Raw genomic sequence first — 19,435 nt, forward strand, 5'->3', positions numbered from 1 at the left:
AGTATGATGACATACTACGTTGTTTTTTATGCTTAAAATAAATATATATAAGATTTTTATTCATTATCTTTAAGTATAAATATTTCTGCATATTAATTATTTCTTCATAATTAGAAAAAGTGTTACTGTGATTTCTATTGACCTTAGCATTGGCCTAAGGTATATAATAAATTTACTACACAAGAAAGGATAATAATCATGGAAAATTATCTAAAAATTAGTGAATTAGCTAAGCTAATGGAAGTATCTGCTCACCAACTTCGATATTTTGAAAAAAAAGAGGTATTTTCGCCTGCTTATATTGACAATAACGGTTACAGAATGTATGGAATCAATGAAATATACCAGCTTTCACAAATACTACTCTTAAGAAGTTTGCAAATACCTGTTCAGAAGATTTATGAAGCGAACAATGATTATACGCCAAAACAATTTGAATTACTTTTAGAAGAATCATTACAAAAAATACAGAAACAAATAGAGGAGCTAACTCTTGTAAAAGAGAAAACCCAGCAAATACTAACTAATCAACAGAATTTAAAGGATAATATGAATAACTTTCAGATTCAATATTTTCCTAAACGCTATCTTCACAAAAAAGATATATTAGACGAATCAAAAGATATAGATTTAAATAAATTAAAAAGAAAATCGAAGGAATTTTCTTCATTCTTTAGCAGTGATTTAATTTATTTATATGTGGAGAAAGAGTTAGATGTGTATGTTGAAAGTGAAAATAAAGAAATTATAAATTTGGAAGAGGGAGAATATTTATGTAGGAATTTTCTTGTATATGAAAAAGAAGATATAGAAAAAGCTTTAGATCACGTAGAGTGTTATATTAAGAATTCTGCCTTCACTTATCATAAGCCTGTAATTCTAATTGAGAAATCCTACTCATCTATCTTTCATGCAGAAGCTCTTGTTTATGAAATGCAAATAAAAGTACAGTTAGGGGATGTGTAAACATGGATTATATGGAGGTAGAATACTGTAATATTTATCAAGATGAGAAGATTAAATCTTTAGTTGTAAATGCTTTTCAATCAAAATTTGCTTCACTTGTTAATCTTGATGAAATTAACTATATCTCTCTGATAAATCATTTTTGGAAGATTCCGTACGATTCACATAATGCAAAACAAGTAGTGATTAAAGATAACCATCATATTTGTGCTACCATGTTAATAAAGAAAAGGGCAAATAAAAAAGAAAAAGGATTAAAGTTTAATTACGTATCCTTATCTAAACAGTATGGATGGAAAAATGTGATTAAGCTTATTGTTGGACTGTTAGCCTTAGAGCATTCTGTAAAAAAAGGGGAATGGTATATTGATCATATTGCAGTAGATAAAAATTATCGTGGAAAGGGTATAGGAAAAGTGCTTATAAATTGGGCACAAGATTTTATTGAACAAGGAGGAAAATTAACTTTATGTGTTTCTACTAAAAATAAGAATGCCATTCATCTTTATACAAAAGAAGGATTCCAAATTAAAAATAAAAAAAATAGTTTCTGGAAATGGATACTTTTTCGTGAACCATGTTGGTATTTTATGGAATGGGAAAAGCGTTAAATGAATAAAATAAAAATATCAATTTACAATTTATTGGATATTTTATTGACTTTAGGAATTATTTTCTTTTGGTAAAATAGCTACAATATGATGGGAAAGCAAATAATCATAAAACTTCAAAAGAGCATTTATCATCTACTTTGATTATGTCTAAAAAAACAAAATGAAAAAAATGAAGAAATGGAGTTAATTATTTTTCTTCATGGAGATGGGATTATAAATGAAAAAGAAGAGTGAACTTCACCCTTCTTTTTATATTAAAAACAACAATGGTCACGACGTCTTCTACAGTCACAGTCCTCATCAAAGTCAAACAATAAAATTATTATAATTATCCACCACCACCATATGCCGAAGAATGGACAGCAGCAAAAGAATAGTAATAGTATTAGTATTAATGAACAGTCTCTCATTTTATACCCCCCTGTGTTACATATATTGTATAGGATAGTATATATTATGTATTATTCATATAATTCGTTACTAATTTTTATTTATACTGAAAATTAAAACAAGGATTACCTAAAAATAGGCAACCCTCATTTTATATTAAAACCCAATTAATGGGTTGAAATACTTTTTCTAATTGTAAAGATAATATTATTTTTCCTTACTTAATTCTTCAAGACATTCATTACATATATTTTTTCCTTTATAATTTGTAATGTCTCTAGCATTTCCGCAGAAAATACAAGCTGGTTCATATTTTTTTAAGATAATTTGATCCTTATCTACATATATTTCTAATGCATCTTTAATCTCAATATCTAAAGTTCTTCTCAATTCTATAGGTATTACTATTCTACCTAATTCATCTACTCTTCTAACTATACCTGTTGACTTCATTTTTCTCCTCCTATTAGCATATAAAAATTTTATAAATATTTAAAAATACTTTTTAAAAATACTTATAGTACATATTATCAATATTGGTAAACATATGTGTTATTATTTCGCAAATTTTTGTAAAAATATTTGATAATATGTTTGTAAATACTATATTATTAAATTATCCAATTAAAATAAAAATATACATAATGTACAAGTAAAAAATATAAAAATACTGTTATTATTGTAATAAAAAGGAGAGTGGCCGAAATGTCATTTTATGGAGAGTTAAGTAAAGTGTATGAATATGTGTTTCCATTAAATAAAAACACCTTAAAATTTATTAGTGAAGACCTAAAAGAAGGCGATAGAATATTAGATTTAGCTTGTGGCTCAGGAGATTATTCCATTGCGCTTTCTAAAATGGGATTTAACGTGGATGGAATAGATCTAGAGAAAAATATGGTTGAAAAAGCTATTTGTAAAAATATCAATGAAGAAAATAAAGTTAATTTTGTAAGTGGGGATATGACTAAAATAAATGAAATATTTAAGGAGAACAAATATAATTCTATATTTTGTGTAGGAAATTCTATAGTACATTTAGATGATAAAGACAAAATATTTAGATTAATAAAAGATATCTATTCAATGCTGGAAAATGATGGAGAATTAATTATTCAAATTGTTAATTATGATAGAATAGTTAAATTTGGAGTCACAGAATTACCTACAATACAAAATTCTGAAGTTCCTTTAGAATTTATTAGACATTATATGCATAGACCAGAGAATAATAAAGTAGACTTTAACACTAAATTAGTTTTAAAAGGTGGCAAAGAAATTTATGAAAATTCTGTACCACTTTTAATACTTAAAAGTGGTGATTTACTATCAATGCTTTCAGATGCAGGTTTCACAGATATAGAATTATACGGTAGCTTTTTAAAAGAAGAATTTACAATTAACTCTTTTGCATCAGTAGTTAGAGCTAAAAAGTAATAATTATATATACAAATAATTTTAAAGATCTATAATATAAGAAAAATAATTCTCCACCTTATTAATTAGTGGAGAATTATTTTTAAAAATATAATTTTCTTATCTATAATTAGTAAATTGAAGATCTATTCCAAAATCCTTTGATTTAACTAATTGAATAGCTGCTTGTAAATCATCTTTATCTTTTCCTGTAATTCTTAATTGGTTATCCATAATTTGAGTTTGCACCTTAATTTTGCTTGATTTTATTTCTGCTACTATTTTTTTAGCTTTTTCAGTAGAAATTCCTTTTACTATTTTAGCTATTACTCTTGCACTGCCTAGTGATGCAGTTTCTATTTTACCAAGTTCTAAGGCTTTAGGAGAAACTCCTCTTCTTATAAATTTTCCTTTTAAAACATCAATAACCGCATTTAATTTGTATTCGTCGTCTGATACTATTTTAATTTCATCTTTTCCAAGCTCAATTTGAGTTTTAGTTCCTTTAAAATCATATCTCTGACCAATCTCTTTCAATGTTTGATTGATAGCATTATCTACCTCTTGCATATTTACTTCAGAAACAATATCAAATGAATAATTACTTGCCATAATAAATCCTCCTATGTATATATACTAAAAGCAAAAAAATAAAGCTTTTAAAAATATTATGTTTCATACTAATAATAGTAAGTTATAATCCTATTATTGTCTAGATTAAAGTTAGATATAACCATAATTGCTATAATTTTTTTTACTATAATTAAATTATCAGCCTATAAACTTAATAAATAGTTGAATTTAAATTATTAATTTGTTACAATAAAATTTGCTTTAAAACTAATTATAGTGAAAAGAAGGTAGTTATATGAGTAAAATATGTATCTTTGACAAAAATAAGAATTGTAACAATTGTAATGAATGTAATTTATGTGAGCTTAATAATAATAAAGCCTGTGATAATTGTGGAAAATGTTTGCAATTAGAAGGATATGATGTAAAAGCTGTTAAGATTGATGAAGTTTTTGAAGATAAAAAACAAAATACTGCATTTGAAAAGTATAATGAAAAAATAAACATTGAAGATTTTAGTGATTTTGATTTAGAAGAGGATTTAGAAGATAATTATGATGATTCTTTGGAAGAAGTATCTAGTGAATATATAGATGCCCTTGATGATGAAAATAACTGGAGCTATTTAGAGGATGTTGATAAAATTAAAGAATTTCTAGAGGATGGGGAAGATATAAGTTCTTTAGGTTCAGAAGTTTTTCCAGGGCTAATTTCTCTAAATAATCCGAAAAATAACTAATTAAAGATTCTATTTGATGTTAATAAAATATAGAGGACTAGTGAAAAGTCCAAATATATAAGAATTTAATGCCTCAAAAATATAGATATCTAATTGACTTAGATGGCTATATTTTTGAGGCATTAATTTTTGTTTGTATTTATTGTAGTTTTTATATAAGTACCCCACCTAAAACTATATTAATTAACTTTATATAGTTACTGAGTAAAATATAGATTCAAACCTTACAAAATAATAAAATTACATGTCGTAAATAAATAGAATAATTATTCAAAATGCGACAATATGCTACGTTTTAAAAGAGTATAATGTGAATTAATATGTATTATTTTAGAAAATGAAGGTGGTATTATGGAAAAAATAGCAATCACAGGTTCCAACGGATTTTTTGCTTCAAGGTTTATAGATTTTTATAAAGATAAATATGATATTATTCCTTTAGCCCATAATGATTTAGATATAAAAAACTATGAAAGAGCAATTGAATTAATAAAGAGTGTAAAACCAACTTATTTAATTCATACAGCAGCAATATCAGACACAGGTTTTTGTGAAAAAAATCCTGAGTTATCTTACGAGGTTAATGTTAATGGATCAATAAATATTGCTAAGGCTTGTGATATGATGGGAGTAAAAATGATATATTTAAGCTCAGATCAGATATATGGCGGAAATGAGGATATAGGCCCATATGATGAAATTACTGTACCAATTACAAATAATATATACGGTAAACATAAATTAGAGGCGGAAAAAGCACTAAAAGAAATTTTGGAGGATGCGGTTATTTTAAGAATAACTTGGCTTTATAGTCTACCAGAAAGAAACAAGCCGTTGAAGCCAAATATAATTTGGAATGTAGTAAAAGCAGCGCTGAATAATAGGCCGGTAGAATTTAGAGCTAATGAATATAGAGGAATAACATATGTATATGATTTAATAAATGCTTTTGATAAAATTCTTCAATTACCTGGAGGAGTTTATAATGCAGGTAGTGAAAATAATTTAAACACCTATGAGCTTGGAGAGAGTATTCTTAAAGAAATGGGATTAGAACATAGAATTCATGAATTATTAATTAAGGATACTGAATCATTTAAAACTAAAAGTAGAGACTTAAGGATATGTAACAAAAAACTTGCGAAATATGATATTTATTTTGATGAAACTGAAAAATCACTTAGTAAATGTATAAACGATTTCAAATTCCATATTTTTTAAGGAAAAAACATTAAAAAAATATGGAAACAAGTGCAAATCAATGTTTAAAGAAGTGGGGGATAACATTGAAACAGTTTTTTATTAGTAATAAAGACGTAAAGGCAGGGGTTAGTGAATGGGGGGATAAAAAAACCCTACAATAATTTGTATTCATGGACTTGGTAGCAGTAATTTGAGTTTTTTAGAATTAGGAGAGTTATTAAAGGATAAATATCATATTTTTTCTATTGATTTACCAGGCCATGGGAAAAGTCCTGCATTTAATAAAGATGAAGACTATGAAACTCCTAATTTAATAGCCTGGATTTCCAAAGTAATTGATATAATTGAGAAGGATGACTTTTCTTTAATGGCACATTCTTGGGGTGGCTGTATTGGTCTTCATTATGCAGCGCTTTACCCAGAAAAGGTAAAAAAAATCTTGTTATTAGATGGAGGTTATCATATAAAACAATTTGAATATGATTATTTTGTTAATGCAAATAAAGAACAGCTAGGTTTTAGGCCTAATTGCTCTTTAGATGAAGAAATACAGTCATATAAATCTGATTTTGATGAATATATATTCTCTAGTTGGGATGACTTTTTAGAGGTGGAGAGAAGTAATTATTTAAGATGGTCAGAATTATTAGAGATAGCAGCAAAAGATTTAATGAAAGAAAAAGATGGGAAAATCATATTTTGTGCAAGCGGAGATACTGCTAGAGGAGCCATTAAATCTATGTATAATTCTCCTACAAATCTTTTATATGATAAACTAAGACTACCTATATTGTTGCTACAAGCTACTCTTCCTAGTTCTTGGGATGAAGTTAGAACTTTAGAGATAGAAAAATTCAAAGAAGGCACTAATGCTATAGTTAAAAAAATAGAAGGAACAACACATTTACTTCATTGGGATAAACCTGACATAATAGCAGAAGAGGTATTATGTTGGATGCGATAATTATTTTCCAATTAAAATTAATTATTTATATAACTCAATAGTCGAAAGAGATTCATATATGTTCTAAGTAAATAGGTAGGATAAGAAAATGAGAGAAAGCGCAAGGAGTATAGTAATAAAAGATGATGGTGATTTATTTTATTCTTCTTGATAATTCCTTGTCACTTTCTCTATTGTATCATCATCCAAATAGGATGCATATGTGGAATTACTTGTAATTACTCACATTCAATTTTATGGAGAATTAAGATAAAAGAGAAATATTGATTTACTATTTTTTAAGTGTTATGTAGCAAAAAATACTATAATTTTCAAAATTCACAAATGATTCTTTATGTTTGTTTTTGATTCATAAAATTTGGGGACAGAAATTTAATTATAATTAGTTTAGTACTTTTTCGAACGCTATTCTTTTACTTTTGTCTTCCAAATATATTACTCCGCAGTACTGGAATTCATTTTTTTTAAGTGCTTTTTGCATGGAAACATTCTGTTCATGTGTATCAACTTTTATACTATATACATTTTTTTGTAAGCAAAGTTCTTCAATATATTTAATAATTTGAGATGATAACCCGAGACCTTTATAATCATTATTAACAGCCACTCTATGAATTGTTGCATACTCTTTGTCGCTTATCCATTTCCCTTCATAAATTAAATCATAGGTCTTCTCGCCTTCAAATGAAACCATTACAGTAGCTACGATATAACCATCTTTTTCTAAAACGTAGCTATTTCCATTTATAATATCGCAACTTATAATATTTAGATCAGGATAACCATCTTGCCATTGATTAATTCCTTGATTTTTAAAATAGTCTTGAGCTTGTTCAATAATTTTCATTATATTATCTATATCTGTTTGAACTGATTTTCTAAACTTCATCATTGTTCCACTCCTTTTACTTATGTATTCATTAATAAATATAAAACTTTGTTTTAAAGTTCCATCTTTCCCAAACTGTTACCTGCATCCAACCAGTATTTTTCAATATTTTTACTCATCCGTTCTATCAACTTAGTTGCCATCTCTATTTCATCTTCATTAAATCCATCAAAACTTATATCTAGCTGTTTTTTTTCTTCATTGATAATAAGTTTATAAATTTGTAAACCTTTATTGGTCGGAGTTAATCTGTATTCCCTCTTATCTTTTTCATTTTGTTTTTTATTAATATATCCTATATCAATAAGCTTTTTTATCGCTTTAGTAGTTGTAGCTTTATCTACTTTAAGCATATTAGATAAGTCTACTAAATTGATCTTAGGATTTTCACAAACTCTCGTTAAAAACATATATTGACCTTTTTGTAATCCTAGCTGCTTATACTTAAAATCAGATCTGGAATTTATAGTTCTGGATAATAATCCTACAAATCTTAGTGCTTTAGACTCTAATTTTTCCATTAAAAATCTCCTTAACTAAATTAATTGAAATTTCAACTAATTTTTAGTATAATATAATAAAGTTGAAATTTCAACTATTATATTAAAAATTAGTTTTCAAGAAAAAGGTTTATAAAAAAAAGTGTGATTTAATCAAAAAGGTGCTGTCTGAAGAGTCACTTATTCCAACAATAGATTATCAAAGCTTTCATTTTTGTTAATTGAGATTAAAGATATTACTAACTCTATCAATTACTAAATTTTATCCTTGTCTCATTATAATTATGTTTTTCTAGGCGGTGGAATAGAAGAAGGGTATAAAGCACCTCATTTTTATTTATTCATCCTATAACATTTAAATTAATGCTAATTGTTTAAGAGATTGCATATAATTATATGGATAGCGATAAATTTGGAGGATATATGGGCAGGCCTTTTACAAATCCAGTTTATTTAAACGAAAAAACAGAAAAAATGATAAGAGAAGCAGAATATTTAGGTAAAGGGAATAATGGTATAGTTTATTTGCTCCCGGATAATAAAATTATAAAAATATTTAACAGTTCAAAAGTCTGTAAAGATGAATATAATACTCTAATTCGTTCGAAAAAAAGCAAGTATTTTCCTAGGGTATATGAACATGGAGAGCATTATATTATAAGAGATTTTGTAGGTGGTATACGTTTAGATAAATATTTAAGAAGAAATAATATGAATAGAACATTGGCTGAACACTTAGTTAAATTAATGAAAGATTTTAAAAAACTAGGTTATAAAAGACTGGATATAAGATGTAAGGATTTATACGTTCAGGAAGATTTCTCAGTAAAGGTTATAGATCCTAAAAATCAATTTACTAAAGTAGTACATTATCCACGGCATTTAATGAAAGGAATTTACAAAAGAAATAAACTAGATGAATTCTTATTTTTTGTAGCGGACATAGACCCAAAGCTCCATAAATATTGGAGCGAAAAAATATATTTGTACATTTGTGAGGAATTTGAATAATAAAGCTACCTATTAATTAGGTGGCTTTTACTATTTTATACAATTAAAATTTAATAATCTATATTAGCATATTTATAAAAAATTAGATAATATTAATTTATAAGGAGTGAATATTATGACTAATAAATTATATAAAAAACCATCATTAGAAGAGCTAAATAAAAAACTTAGTAAAATTCAATTTCATGTTACTCAAGAAAATGGTACAGAAAAACCTTTCGCCAATGAATTTTGGAATCAGAACGAAGAAGGATTATATGTAGATATAGTAAGTGGAGAGCCGCTTTTTTCATCAAAAGATAAATTTAACTCTGGATGTGGATGGCCAAGTTTTTCTAAACCTATAGAGAAAAAAGCTGTTGAAGAAAAAGATGATTTAAGTCATGGGCTTATTAGAACTGAAGTAAGAAGTAACGGAGCAGATTCTCATTTGGGTCATGTGTTTGATGATGGTCCTAATGAACTTGGAGGACTTAGATATTGTATAAATTCAGCTGCACTTAAATTCATACCAAAGGATAAAATGGATGAGTTAGGTTATAGCATATATAAAAAATATGTTTAATAAAAATCCACAAAAACTAATGCATAAGAATTAGTAGTAGAAATTAATAATGAATATGATATAATAATAATTATTAATTATTATATGGAGTGTGGTATTATGGAAAAGAAAATAAGTTTAGTGTATGAGAATGATGAATATACAATTTTAGTAAATAGTACTATAGTAAATAAAGAAAAGGACTTTGAAAAATCAGTTGATAAATTTAATAAAATTATAAATGATAATAAATCATTAAATACAAGAAGTTGGGAAAGTATATTAGATGGGTTAAAAGAGTTATATGATGAAAAAGTAGAAATTAATAATGAATATAGGACTTTAACTTTTGAGTCTATGAAATATTTTTATAACACAGGGAAAACATTCTATATCAAAAATGAGCAAATCAATGAACTAAGTGGTTCTTATAATTTATTTTATTATGGTTTGAAAATGATTTTAAAAGGAAAAGTTAAATCTTGTGAAGAATTATTAGAATTTCTAACTAAGGTTTTAGAAAATAAAGCTGTATACACAATTAATGATGTTGCAATTAGAGTTTCTAATCCTAAATTTAATTACGGTTTTGCTGAATATAATTATATAAATAATAAAATAGATAAAGGGACTTCAACAGAAAGTGGCGACTTTGAAAAATTTAAAGAATATGTTTTAGCTAGACTTATGTAAAATATAAATAAGTGCTTATATAAAAACAAAGATATTACTATAAAAATTTTGAGATTTGTGGTGATATCTCTGTTTTTATTTAGTATATAAATAAAATTTAATGTAAAAAATAAAACAAGTAAATATTTAAATAATAGGTAATGTGCCATGTGTGAAAATTTTAAGTACATAAGAAATTTTATTAATTTTTCTATTGACTATTTATAGTATTAGATTTACTATTTAAGTATACCCTACAGGGGTATAGAGTATTGTAAAAATATAATTACGAATAAAAGGAGGTACCCATGAGTAATAAAACTATAAATATAAATCCTGAGAGAAAAAATGCAATTAAATATTTAAACATTGCAAAAGGTCAAATAGAAGGCATAATAAAAATGATTGAGGACGACAGATATTGTGTTGATATTTCAAATCAAATAATAGCTTCTCAATCTATATTAAAAAAAGCAAACTCAGTTATTATAAAGCAACACTTAAAACATTGTGTAAAAAATGCATATGACAACGGAGATATAGATGAGAAAATTGAAGAAATAGATACTTTAATAGAAAAGTTAATAAACAAGTAAAGAGGTGATAGAATTGGCTAAAAAGATGCTAAGAATAGAAGGCATGACCTGCGCCGCGTGCTCTAAGGCAGTAGAAAGAGTTACGAAAAGATTAGATGGTGTACAGGAATCAAATGTTAATTTAGCTACTGAAAAGTTGAATATTACCTTTGATGAAAACAAAATATCTCTTGAAGATATAAAACAAACTATAGAAAAAGCTGGTTATAAAGCTAAAAATGATAGTATTATAAAGACTTTAAAAATTCAAGGTATGACCTGTGCCTCTTGTTCAAAAGCAGTAGAGAGGGCATGCAAAAAGCTTAATGGTGTTATAGCTGCAAATGTCAATTTAGCTACTGAAAAACTTACAGTAGAATTTGAAAGTGATAAGATAAGACTTTCTGAAATAAAAAAAGCAATAGAAAAAGCTGGTTATAACCCATTAAATGATGATTTAAATATAGATGAAGAAAAAGAAAGAAAAAATAGTGAAGAAAAATCACTATATAAAAGATTTATTTTTTCAGCAATATTTGCAGTACCACTACTTATAATCTCCATGGGATCTATGGTAGGCTTAGAACTTCCTACAATTATCAATCCTACAGATAGTCCATTTAACTTTGCGCTTACACAATTTATATTAACTACTATTGTTATATTTATAGGTAAGAAATTTTTCAAAGTTGGATTTAAATCCTTAATAAAAGGAAGTCCAAATATGGATTCTCTTATTTCTATTGGTACTCTAGCATCTTATGGTTATAGTATTTACGCCATGTTTGAAATATATTTTAGCGGAAGTCATGATATTGCTCATAATAAATTATATTTTGAATCTGCTGCAGTAATATTAACTTTAATAACTTTAGGTAAGTATTTAGAAGCCAAAACTAAAGGTAAAACTTCAGAGGCAATTAAAACCTTAATGGGATTAAGCCCTAAAACTGCAACTGTAGAAAAAGATGGACAGGAACAAAATATTCCTATTGATGATGTAGAAGTAGGGGATATAATTATCGTTAAACCTGGTGAAAAGCTTCCAGTAGACGGTGTCATTATAAGTGGATCTACATCTATAGATGAAAGCATGCTTACAGGAGAAAGTATACCTGTAGAAAAAAATGTAGATGACAATGTAATTGGTGCAAGTATTAATAAAAATGGCCTTATAAAATATAAGGCTACAAAAGTAGGTAAAGATACTGCATTGTCTCAAATAATTAAGTTAGTTGAAGATGCTCAAGGTTCTAAAGCGCCTATTGCACGACTTGCAGATATAGTATCTGGTTACTTTGTACCTATAGTAATTGCACTAGCTTTTCTTTCAGCAATAGTTTGGTATTTCTTCAAAGGTGATGTAGTATTTTCATTAACTATATTTATATCTGTATTAGTTATTGCTTGTCCTTGTGCTTTAGGGCTTGCCACTCCAACAGCAATAATGGTAGGTACAGGAAAGGGTGCAGAACTGGGAGTATTATTTAAGAATGGCTCTGCATTAGAAGAAACTCATAAAATTCAAACCATAGTTTTTGATAAAACTGGTACTATCACTGAAGGGAAACCTAAAGTGACGGACATTATAACTAATGATATAGATGAAGACAAGCTATTAATGCTTGCAGCTTCCTCAGAAAAAGGCTCAGAACACCCTTTAGGAGAAGCCATAGTACTAGAAGCAGAGAACAGAGGTATTACCTTAAAAGAATTGTCAACATTTAAAGCTATACCTGGTCAAGGTATCATATCTACAATTGATAACAAAACAGTATTATTAGGTAATGAAAAGCTTATGACTGAAAACAATATAGATATACAAAGTTTTAATAATTCTTTCGAAAAGTTAGCAGGTGAAGGTAAAACTCCTATGTTTATAGCTATAAATAATGACTTAGCTGGAATAATAGCTGTTGCAGATACTGTTAAAAATAGTAGTAAAAGTGCTATTGAAAAGCTTCATAAAATGGGAATTAAAGTTGCTATGCTAACAGGGGATAATAAAAAAACAGCCGATGCTATTGCAAAGCAAGTTGGAATTGATATTGTCATATCAGAAGTGCTGCCAAATGAAAAATCAGACCAAATTAAAAAACTTCAAAATGAAAGTGAAAAAATTGCTATGGTTGGAGATGGTATCAATGATGCCCCAGCATTAGCTCAGGCTGATATAGGTATAGCTATAGGTTCAGGTACAGATGTAGCTATAGAATCAGCAGATGTAGTTCTTATGAGAAGTGATTTAATGGATGTACCAACTGCTATAGAATTAAGTAAAAAAACCATACTAAATATAAAAGAAAATCTATTTTGGGCCTTTGCCTATAATACCTTAGGAATTCCTGTAGCTATGGGTGTTTGGTATGCTCTTGGCGGAAAGCTATTAAATCCTATGATTGCGGCTTTAGCAATGAGTTTAAGTTCAGTATCAGTATTGTTAAATGCACTTAGACTTAAAAGCTTTAAAATAAAATAATATTTGGAAGGAGTAATAAATATGAAAACTAAAATAACTGTTAATGGTATGAGCTGTATGCATTGTGTTAATCATGTTAAGGAATGTTTATCAGAACTTGAAAATGTAAAATCTGTAGAAGTTGATTTAGATTCTAAAATTGCTATTGTAGAATCAGAGGATAAATTAGACGAAGATAAAGTTAGAACTGCTTTAGATGATTATGGATATGAAGCAGTAGCTTTTGAAGAAATATAAAAATTTGAAGTATAATAATGAAATGGTATGTTAATTATTAATGTTACATACCATTTTTCTTTTATTTAATTACAAATTTTTCTTCAATGTGTTAAAATAAATTTTGTAACTTAATTTAAAGGAGGATAAAAGATGAGAGTTAATAAAACTATGAGCTTATTATTAGTAATAGTTTTATCTTTTTCATTATTTATAGGTTGCAGTAAAAAAGAAGAACCTACTAATGAAAATAATACTTCAACTAATACTGATACAGCAGAAACAGAAACAGAAAAAGAAAAAGGTAAAGATGATAAAAATCCAGTAGCTACTATAGAAATGGAGGACGGTTCAAAAATTAAAATTGAATTGTATCCAGATGTAGCACCTAATACAGTTAGAAATTTTATTTCATTAGCTAATTCTAATTTTTATGATGGATTAATTTTTCATAGAGTAATACCTGGTTTTATGATTCAAGGTGGGGATCCTGAAGGAACTGGAGTAGGAGGTCCTGGATATTCTATTAAAGGAGAGTTTTCAAGTAATGGTTTTGAAAACAATTTAAAGCATGATAGAGGAGTTATTTCTATGGCAAGAGCCCAAGATAAAAACTCTGCTGGTTCTCAATTCTTTATTATGCACAAAGATTCACCTCATTTAGATGGAGAATACGCTGCTTTTGGTAAAGTTATAGAAGGTATAGAAGTTGTAGATAAAATTGCAGCAATAGAAACTGATGGTCAAGATAGACCAAAAGAAGATGCTAAAATGAAAAAGGTAACAGTTGATACTTTTGGTGTTGAATATAAAGCTGTAGAAAAAATGTAGATAAAAAGCTATTTCATATTTGAATATGAAATAGCTTTTTAAATTATATAACAACAGATATTATAACTAAAAATATCATACCTAAATTTATTAGTATACCAGACCATATAAGAATGTAGAAGTATTTCATTTTTCTGTTTTTTATACAACAGGATATAGTAGCTATCAATGTAATTATAGATTCTATTACTAAAATTTTAGTTAACATAAATAAAACCCTGCCTTATATAATTTTCTACATAATATTTCCTAGCATTTAAAGCAAATTTATATAAATATTTATTGTTTATAATGCTTTAAAAATAAACATGTCTAGCACTATAGATATAAAAAATAAGTATTGTAAAAAACGTAATAAGTAATAATATGGATAATTTATTTTTTACCTTGTCATAAAAATTCGTCGCATAAAGCAACATTATCTCTTTTTTATAATCTTTTAAATTTTAAACTTGAATACCTTATAATTTTAGATTAAGATTTTGATATAATTAGTTTTTTAGTAAGGTTATAATTTTATATCATTTTAAATAACATGAAAACATGGAGGGTATGTTAATGAAGGAGATTAAAAATGTTGCAATTTTAATATTTAAAGATGTAGAAATTCTTGATTTTTGCGGTCCTTTTGAGGTATTTTCTATTACAGCTCGCGATACAAATTTAAATGTTTATACGGTGGCGGAAAAAACAACACCAATTTTAACTTATAATAAGTTAAGTGTAAACCCACACTATAGTATTTTCAATTGTCCTGAGCCTGATATTGTTTTAATTCCAGGTGGAAAGGGATCAAGGAAAAAGATGAACAATCCTATTATTATTAATTGGATTAAATCAGTATCAAAAAATGCAGAATTAGTTCTTTCTGTTTGTACTGGTGCCTTTTTATTAGCAAAGGCTGATTTACTTGATAACTTAGAAATAACTACTCATCATTTATCCTTAGAAGTCTTAAAAGAAATTGCTCCTTCAAGTGCAAAAGTTAGAGGAGGGGTTAGGTTTATAGATAATGGGAAAATTGTATTATCAGCTGGAATATCTGCTGGAATAGATATGTCCTTATATATTGTAGAAAGAATTCTTGGAAGAGAAAAAGCTTTAAATACAGCAAGTATCATGGAATATGACTGGAATCCTGAACATGGTGTTAAGTTAATGTAATAAAAAACATATAAAGATATGAATATGTCTTCTACATATTTTATCTTTATATGTTTTTTAATTAGCAATATAAAAATATTATGACTTGATTATTTTAAGCTTCTTTTTTGCACTTAAAGATTCATTTATATGAACTATATTATGTCTTGTAACAGGCATTAATATAGTTCCAGATACAGTTTTTCTTCCCCAAAAATCAATGAGCCAGTTTGAAGCTTCCACATCCAATACTGCTCCCTCATCTATTATACATTGTAATCTATGTTTATCAAATTTTCTTTTCATATCCATGATAGAGAGATTTTTTATTATATCTTGAGTCCTTCTTCCTACTTCAATCCTATAATTTTTTAATTCCTCCATATGTATATTTTTACCAAATTCCAATATTTCATTTTCAGACATTGCATTGCCGGTATCTATAATTTTTGAATTTATTTTTTTCTGCCAATTTCCTACATTAAATATCTGTTCCTCTCCTGCAACCAACAAATTAATTGTTATATCTTCTATTCTAGTTGAGTGCCAAACACCATATGCTACAGTACGGCCTTTTTTATTTGTTGATGTTCTAAAAGTATTTTCGTCTAGTTCTTCCCACAGTTTATCTTCAAAAGTTTTTTTATCTATTCCTGACATAACAGACAAATGAACCATTGAATGTAAATTCAATGATAAATATTTGCTTTCTTCAATCCTATCTGGTTTTAAAATTATCTCTCTTAATTGTTTAATTTCATTATTCCATGAATTTAAGTCCATTTAATATTCATCCCCTTTTTTACTAGTTATTTACTTTATAAAAATAGGAACTAGTTTTTATATATTCAATTTATTAAATTGCTTCTTATTTATCATAAAATAATTCTTTAGTTACTATTATAATACCATATTTTAACTTCTAGGTAAGCTGCTGATAAAAACAATTCTAGAATTCTCAATTGGATAATTGAGTTTTTTTTAAAAAAACAAGTATTTGTTACAGATGATGAAAGTAAGAAATTTGTATTTTAAGAAGGATTTTGTATTTATTTGTTTAATATTATATTATACACCCATATGGCAAAACATGATGAAAATGAGGAGGTAAGTATATGGATGTTTCGCATATTGTTGAAAGAATTAATGATTTTTTTAATGTAACAAATAATGAAATCTATTCTAGTGAATCTGGGGTTACATATCATGCGGATAAAAAAGTTAAAAAAATAGGATACTGTGTTAACCTAACGCTTGAAACTATAGAGGAAGCAAGAGTTCATGGAGTTGATATGATGGTGACACATCATGATGCATGGGATGAAATATATGGATTAAAAGAGGCATGCATAGAAAAACTAGCAGAGTATGGTATAAGTCACTACTATAATCACTTGCCACTTGATGACTGTAACTTTGGAACAAATGATAGTTTATTAAAAAAATTGAATTTAGAAATTGTTAAAAGAACCCTTAAATGGGAAGGATTATATTTTGGTAGAATCGCAGAATATGATGAAGAGATTGAACTTAATGAATTAGTAAAAAAAATTGAAAATCTACTTGAAGAGCCAGTTAAATTTTGGCAATTTAATGACAAAAAGGTGAAGCGAGTGGGCTTAGTCTGTGGTAATGGAGGGTCAACAGCTTGCATTAAGGAAGCAGTTGAAAATAAGTGCGATGTATACATTACAGGTGAATGTGATTTGTATACTATTCAATATGCTAAGTTTAAAGGGATAAATCTTATCATCGGGAGTCATACTTTCACAGAATTCTTTGGAATTCAAAGTTTAGCATTGAAATTGAATGAGAATAAAAAAGAACTTGAAGTAGTGAGACTTAATGAAGAGCATTATGAAGTAAATATAAAATAAGACATAATATTAGAATTTATTTTGGTCAAAGAGTAATTATTTTATATGAGAGGATATATTAATTTTATGAAGAAAATAAAACCAATAATACTGACTAGCGTATTATTTTTGCTCCTTACTAGCAAGATAGCAATAGCTCATGATCATTCAGGATACTCTCATGATAAAAGTATAGGATATGAAAATCAGAATTGGATGAGTAAAATAGATGGATCTACAAAATTATCTCAACTTTCAATACCTGGTACACATGACACCATGTCTCTATATGGTGGAGATAGCGTTCAAACTCAAAGTATGAATCTAGAGACACAATTAAAGTCTGGAATACGCTATTTAGATATTAGATGTAGATATATTAATGAAACTGTTTTTTCAATTCATCATGGTTTTGTATATCAAGAAGCTATGTTTGGAGATGTTTTAAATGAAACTATAGATTTTTTAAGGAGAAATCCAAGTGAAACTATATTAATGAGAGTTAAACAAGAATATAGCTCAGTAAGTGATTCTGAATTTAATGATACTTTTAAATCCTATGTTAATAGATATAATGATTGGTTTTGGGATAATAACGGTAATAATATGCAGAATCCAACTTTAGATGAGATTAGAGGTAAAATTGTAGTATTGTATGATGTAGGAGGACTAAATTTTGGATTAAGCTATCATCGTAAGTTAAATAGACAGGATGATTATCATGTATCAACAAATTGGGATTTATATAGTAAATGGGAAAGTGTTAGAGATCATCTTGAAAAGGCAAATGCCTCGCCAAAGAATGATGAAATTTACTTAAATTATTTATCAGCATCTGGTGGATCTTTCCCTTATTTTATTGCAAGTGGACATAGTAGCTCTGGAACAGGTGCCCCTAGATTGGCAACTGGACTTACGACTCCTGGATGGAAAAATAAATATCCGGATTTTCCAAGAGTGAATTGTTTTATAGGTATATGTACTATAGCTTTTGAAGGAACAAATATATTGACAACAGATAGAATTAATAATTCTAAGTATACACGTGTTGGAATACTTGCTGCAGATTTCCCAGGCAGAGGTTTAATAGATAGTACGATTAGACTTAACGATATATATAAATACTAATTTACAATGCCTATATTTACAATAGCATATGGGTGCTTAGGACAATTATATATTCATATATCATAGTATTACCAGCATTAACTTTAAGAAATAAATTTAATCGTTGCAATTACGATAAAGTTACTTTTAATGATTAAATCAGAAAAAATACTTTTAATTTTTATAGGAAGAAAAGCAAATGCATTTTTATATATGAGAACGTATTTTTGCTTTCTCTTTTTGTGCTTTTTGTATACATTAATATAATTTATTTCAACTATTTATCAGTAAATAATTATATACTCTTTTTAACATACTAATATGTAAAAAGAGGTGATTAGTTTATGAAGAAATTTGCAATCAAGGTATATTTAATAATTGTAACTATATTTATGTTATTAACCCCTTTAGAGGTATGTGCTAATACTGTGTCAATGGTGGATTATACAACAATTAATAAAATTGAGCAGCCGAAGAATTTATGTAATGAAGCTCTATTAAGTATGTTATATCCATACATTACAACCTCAATTGAAAAACGTTTTGGTATAGATAGACAGTTTGATTTATTTGATGCAAATATAGTTAGTATTAAAAGACCTAGTGAAGAATTTCAATTTTATATAGTTGTGGAAGTGGATACTTTTACAGGAGCACATAATCCTCCTGGTGGAACTGCAACAATAACTTTTAGTACCAGTCCATATGGAACAAAAGAAACTAATTTTAAATATGTTCCTCAGTAAA

At 27.2% G+C, this 19,435-nt stretch carries 24 protein-coding genes; 17 read left to right on the forward strand and 7 right to left on the reverse strand.

Going from position 1 to position 19,435, the window contains the following annotated elements; all coding sequences use genetic code 11:
• Positions 1-198: 198 nt before the first annotated feature.
• Positions 199-966 carry a MerR family transcriptional regulator gene (locus tag B2W91_RS15040; protein WP_291582400.1) on the forward strand — a complete coding sequence of 256 codons (768 nt, stop codon included), beginning with the start codon at positions 199-201 and terminating at the stop codon, positions 964-966.
• Positions 967-968: 2 nt separating this feature from the next.
• Entirely contained in the window at positions 969-1,577 is a 609-nt protein-coding gene (locus B2W91_RS15045; RefSeq protein ID WP_291582401.1) for a GNAT family N-acetyltransferase, read from the forward strand.
• Positions 1,578-1,834: 257 nt separating this feature from the next.
• Here B2W91_RS15045 and B2W91_RS15050 read toward each other — a convergent pair whose 3' ends face one another.
• Both B2W91_RS15050 and B2W91_RS15055 read right to left on the reverse strand, forming a co-directional pair.
• Positions 1,835-1,990 (reverse strand): hypothetical protein, encoded by a 156-nt coding sequence (locus B2W91_RS15050; protein ID WP_291582402.1) that lies wholly within the window; start codon positions 1,988-1,990, stop codon positions 1,835-1,837.
• A gap of 187 nt (positions 1,991-2,177) precedes the next feature.
• Positions 2,178-2,423, reverse strand: coding sequence for an AbrB/MazE/SpoVT family DNA-binding domain-containing protein (locus tag B2W91_RS15055; protein WP_291567454.1), 246 nt, complete (start codon positions 2,421-2,423; stop codon positions 2,178-2,180).
• Between the two features lie 252 nt (positions 2,424-2,675).
• Here B2W91_RS15055 and B2W91_RS15060 point away from each other — a divergent pair, with 252 nt between their 5' ends.
• Positions 2,676-3,407, forward strand: a complete 732-nt coding sequence (locus B2W91_RS15060; RefSeq protein ID WP_291582404.1) for a class I SAM-dependent methyltransferase — start codon at positions 2,676-2,678, stop codon at positions 3,405-3,407.
• A 99-nt stretch (positions 3,408-3,506) separates the two neighbouring features.
• On the opposite strand, the gene B2W91_RS15065 is transcribed toward B2W91_RS15060, so the two are convergent.
• Positions 3,507-3,998 (reverse strand): YajQ family cyclic di-GMP-binding protein, encoded by a 492-nt coding sequence (locus tag B2W91_RS15065; RefSeq protein WP_291582406.1) that lies wholly within the window; start codon positions 3,996-3,998, stop codon positions 3,507-3,509.
• Between the two features lie 256 nt (positions 3,999-4,254).
• Between B2W91_RS15065 and B2W91_RS15070 the strand changes: the two genes are divergently transcribed.
• The 3 genes from B2W91_RS15070 (at position 4,255) to B2W91_RS15080 (ending at position 6,865) form a co-directional block, all read left to right on the forward strand.
• A complete protein-coding gene (locus B2W91_RS15070; protein WP_291582407.1) occupies positions 4,255-4,698 on the forward strand; it encodes a hypothetical protein in 444 nt (147 codons plus the stop codon).
• A gap of 351 nt (positions 4,699-5,049) precedes the next feature.
• Positions 5,050-5,919, forward strand: a complete 870-nt coding sequence (locus B2W91_RS15075; RefSeq protein ID WP_291582408.1) for an SDR family oxidoreductase — start codon at positions 5,050-5,052, stop codon at positions 5,917-5,919.
• A gap of 142 nt (positions 5,920-6,061) precedes the next feature.
• Positions 6,062-6,865, forward strand: coding sequence for an alpha/beta hydrolase (locus tag B2W91_RS15080; protein WP_291582499.1), 804 nt, complete (start codon positions 6,062-6,064; stop codon positions 6,863-6,865).
• Between the two features lie 382 nt (positions 6,866-7,247).
• Here B2W91_RS15080 and B2W91_RS15085 read toward each other — a convergent pair whose 3' ends face one another.
• Complete coding sequence (locus B2W91_RS15085) at positions 7,248-7,754, reverse strand: GNAT family N-acetyltransferase (RefSeq protein WP_291582501.1); 507 nt, start codon at positions 7,752-7,754, stop codon at positions 7,248-7,250.
• Positions 7,755-7,807: 53 nt separating this feature from the next.
• Positions 7,808-8,275, reverse strand: coding sequence for a MarR family winged helix-turn-helix transcriptional regulator (locus B2W91_RS15090; protein ID WP_291582411.1), 468 nt, complete (start codon positions 8,273-8,275; stop codon positions 7,808-7,810).
• 402 nt (positions 8,276-8,677) lie between these two features.
• Between B2W91_RS15090 and B2W91_RS15095 the strand changes: the two genes are divergently transcribed.
• From B2W91_RS15095 to B2W91_RS15125, 7 genes are all read left to right on the forward strand, one after another.
• The gene (locus tag B2W91_RS15095; protein ID WP_291582413.1) at positions 8,678-9,265 is read left to right on the forward strand and encodes a protein kinase; all 588 of its coding nucleotides are present in this window, start codon (positions 8,678-8,680) and stop codon (positions 9,263-9,265) included.
• Positions 9,266-9,380: 115 nt separating this feature from the next.
• On the forward strand, positions 9,381-9,830 hold the full coding sequence (msrB, locus tag B2W91_RS15100; protein ID WP_291582415.1) for a peptide-methionine (R)-S-oxide reductase MsrB: 450 nt from the start codon (positions 9,381-9,383) through the stop codon (positions 9,828-9,830).
• 99 nt (positions 9,831-9,929) lie between these two features.
• Positions 9,930-10,502 (forward strand): hypothetical protein, encoded by a 573-nt coding sequence (locus B2W91_RS15105; RefSeq protein WP_291582417.1) that lies wholly within the window; start codon positions 9,930-9,932, stop codon positions 10,500-10,502.
• Positions 10,503-10,810: 308 nt separating this feature from the next.
• Positions 10,811-11,077, forward strand: a complete 267-nt coding sequence (locus B2W91_RS15110; protein ID WP_291582503.1) for a metal-sensing transcriptional repressor — start codon at positions 10,811-10,813, stop codon at positions 11,075-11,077.
• 13 nt (positions 11,078-11,090) lie between these two features.
• A complete protein-coding gene (locus B2W91_RS15115) occupies positions 11,091-13,535 on the forward strand; it encodes a heavy metal translocating P-type ATPase (RefSeq protein ID WP_291582419.1) in 2,445 nt (814 codons plus the stop codon).
• A 21-nt stretch (positions 13,536-13,556) separates the two neighbouring features.
• Positions 13,557-13,772 (forward strand): heavy-metal-associated domain-containing protein, encoded by a 216-nt coding sequence (locus B2W91_RS15120; protein ID WP_291582421.1) that lies wholly within the window; start codon positions 13,557-13,559, stop codon positions 13,770-13,772.
• Between the two features lie 132 nt (positions 13,773-13,904).
• A complete protein-coding gene (locus B2W91_RS15125; RefSeq protein WP_414633130.1) occupies positions 13,905-14,582 on the forward strand; it encodes a peptidylprolyl isomerase in 678 nt (225 codons plus the stop codon).
• A 43-nt stretch (positions 14,583-14,625) separates the two neighbouring features.
• Here the strand turns inward: B2W91_RS15125 and B2W91_RS15130 are convergent, their stop codons facing one another.
• Positions 14,626-14,790, reverse strand: coding sequence for a hypothetical protein (locus B2W91_RS15130; protein ID WP_291582423.1), 165 nt, complete (start codon positions 14,788-14,790; stop codon positions 14,626-14,628).
• Positions 14,791-15,140: 350 nt separating this feature from the next.
• On the opposite strand from B2W91_RS15130, the gene B2W91_RS15135 reads away from it, so the two are divergent.
• Positions 15,141-15,746, forward strand: a complete 606-nt coding sequence (locus B2W91_RS15135; RefSeq protein WP_291582425.1) for a DJ-1/PfpI family protein — start codon at positions 15,141-15,143, stop codon at positions 15,744-15,746.
• A 78-nt stretch (positions 15,747-15,824) separates the two neighbouring features.
• Here the strand turns inward: B2W91_RS15135 and B2W91_RS15140 are convergent, their stop codons facing one another.
• Entirely contained in the window at positions 15,825-16,508 is a 684-nt protein-coding gene (locus B2W91_RS15140; protein WP_291582427.1) for a DinB family protein, read from the reverse strand.
• A gap of 332 nt (positions 16,509-16,840) precedes the next feature.
• Between B2W91_RS15140 and B2W91_RS15145 the strand changes: the two genes are divergently transcribed.
• The 3 genes from B2W91_RS15145 (at position 16,841) to B2W91_RS15155 (ending at position 19,434) form a co-directional block, all read left to right on the forward strand.
• On the forward strand, positions 16,841-17,602 hold the full coding sequence (locus B2W91_RS15145; RefSeq protein WP_291582428.1) for a Nif3-like dinuclear metal center hexameric protein: 762 nt from the start codon (positions 16,841-16,843) through the stop codon (positions 17,600-17,602).
• Positions 17,603-17,668: 66 nt separating this feature from the next.
• Positions 17,669-18,709 (forward strand): phosphatidylinositol-specific phospholipase C, encoded by a 1,041-nt coding sequence (locus B2W91_RS15150; protein WP_291582430.1) that lies wholly within the window; start codon positions 17,669-17,671, stop codon positions 18,707-18,709.
• A gap of 323 nt (positions 18,710-19,032) precedes the next feature.
• A complete protein-coding gene (locus B2W91_RS15155; RefSeq protein ID WP_291582432.1) occupies positions 19,033-19,434 on the forward strand; it encodes a DUF3888 domain-containing protein in 402 nt (133 codons plus the stop codon).
• Position 19,435: the final 1 nt, after the last annotated feature.

The sequence above is a fragment of the Clostridium sp. UBA6640 genome (genome assembly GCF_002455975.1).
Lineage (GTDB): Bacteria > Bacillota > Clostridia > Clostridiales > Clostridiaceae > Clostridium_J.

Coding starts and splice junctions, on each gene's coding strand:
- B2W91_RS15040 (WP_291582400.1), top strand. CDS start 199: ATGGAAAATTATCTAAAAATTAGTGAATTAGCTAAGCTAATGGAAGTA.
- B2W91_RS15045 (WP_291582401.1), top strand. CDS start 969: ATGGATTATATGGAGGTAGAATACTGTAATATTTATCAAGATGAGAAG.
- B2W91_RS15050 (WP_291582402.1), bottom strand. CDS start 1,990: ATGAGAGACTGTTCATTAATACTAATACTATTACTATTCTTTTGCTGC.
- B2W91_RS15055 (WP_291567454.1), bottom strand. CDS start 2,423: ATGAAGTCAACAGGTATAGTTAGAAGAGTAGATGAATTAGGTAGAATA.
- B2W91_RS15060 (WP_291582404.1), top strand. CDS start 2,676: ATGTCATTTTATGGAGAGTTAAGTAAAGTGTATGAATATGTGTTTCCA.
- B2W91_RS15065 (WP_291582406.1), bottom strand. CDS start 3,998: ATGGCAAGTAATTATTCATTTGATATTGTTTCTGAAGTAAATATGCAA.
- B2W91_RS15070 (WP_291582407.1), top strand. CDS start 4,255: ATGAGTAAAATATGTATCTTTGACAAAAATAAGAATTGTAACAATTGT.
- B2W91_RS15075 (WP_291582408.1), top strand. CDS start 5,050: ATGGAAAAAATAGCAATCACAGGTTCCAACGGATTTTTTGCTTCAAGG.
- B2W91_RS15085 (WP_291582501.1), bottom strand. CDS start 7,754: ATGAAGTTTAGAAAATCAGTTCAAACAGATATAGATAATATAATGAAA.
- B2W91_RS15090 (WP_291582411.1), bottom strand. CDS start 8,275: ATGGAAAAATTAGAGTCTAAAGCACTAAGATTTGTAGGATTATTATCC.
- B2W91_RS15095 (WP_291582413.1), top strand. CDS start 8,678: ATGGGCAGGCCTTTTACAAATCCAGTTTATTTAAACGAAAAAACAGAA.
- msrB (WP_291582415.1), top strand. CDS start 9,381: ATGACTAATAAATTATATAAAAAACCATCATTAGAAGAGCTAAATAAA.
- B2W91_RS15105 (WP_291582417.1), top strand. CDS start 9,930: ATGGAAAAGAAAATAAGTTTAGTGTATGAGAATGATGAATATACAATT.
- B2W91_RS15120 (WP_291582421.1), top strand. CDS start 13,557: ATGAAAACTAAAATAACTGTTAATGGTATGAGCTGTATGCATTGTGTT.
- B2W91_RS15125 (WP_414633130.1), top strand. CDS start 13,905: ATGAGAGTTAATAAAACTATGAGCTTATTATTAGTAATAGTTTTATCT.
- B2W91_RS15130 (WP_291582423.1), bottom strand. CDS start 14,790: ATGTTAACTAAAATTTTAGTAATAGAATCTATAATTACATTGATAGCT.
- B2W91_RS15135 (WP_291582425.1), top strand. CDS start 15,141: ATGAAGGAGATTAAAAATGTTGCAATTTTAATATTTAAAGATGTAGAA.
- B2W91_RS15140 (WP_291582427.1), bottom strand. CDS start 16,508: ATGGACTTAAATTCATGGAATAATGAAATTAAACAATTAAGAGAGATA.
- B2W91_RS15145 (WP_291582428.1), top strand. CDS start 16,841: ATGGATGTTTCGCATATTGTTGAAAGAATTAATGATTTTTTTAATGTA.
- B2W91_RS15150 (WP_291582430.1), top strand. CDS start 17,669: ATGAAGAAAATAAAACCAATAATACTGACTAGCGTATTATTTTTGCTC.
- B2W91_RS15155 (WP_291582432.1), top strand. CDS start 19,033: ATGAAGAAATTTGCAATCAAGGTATATTTAATAATTGTAACTATATTT.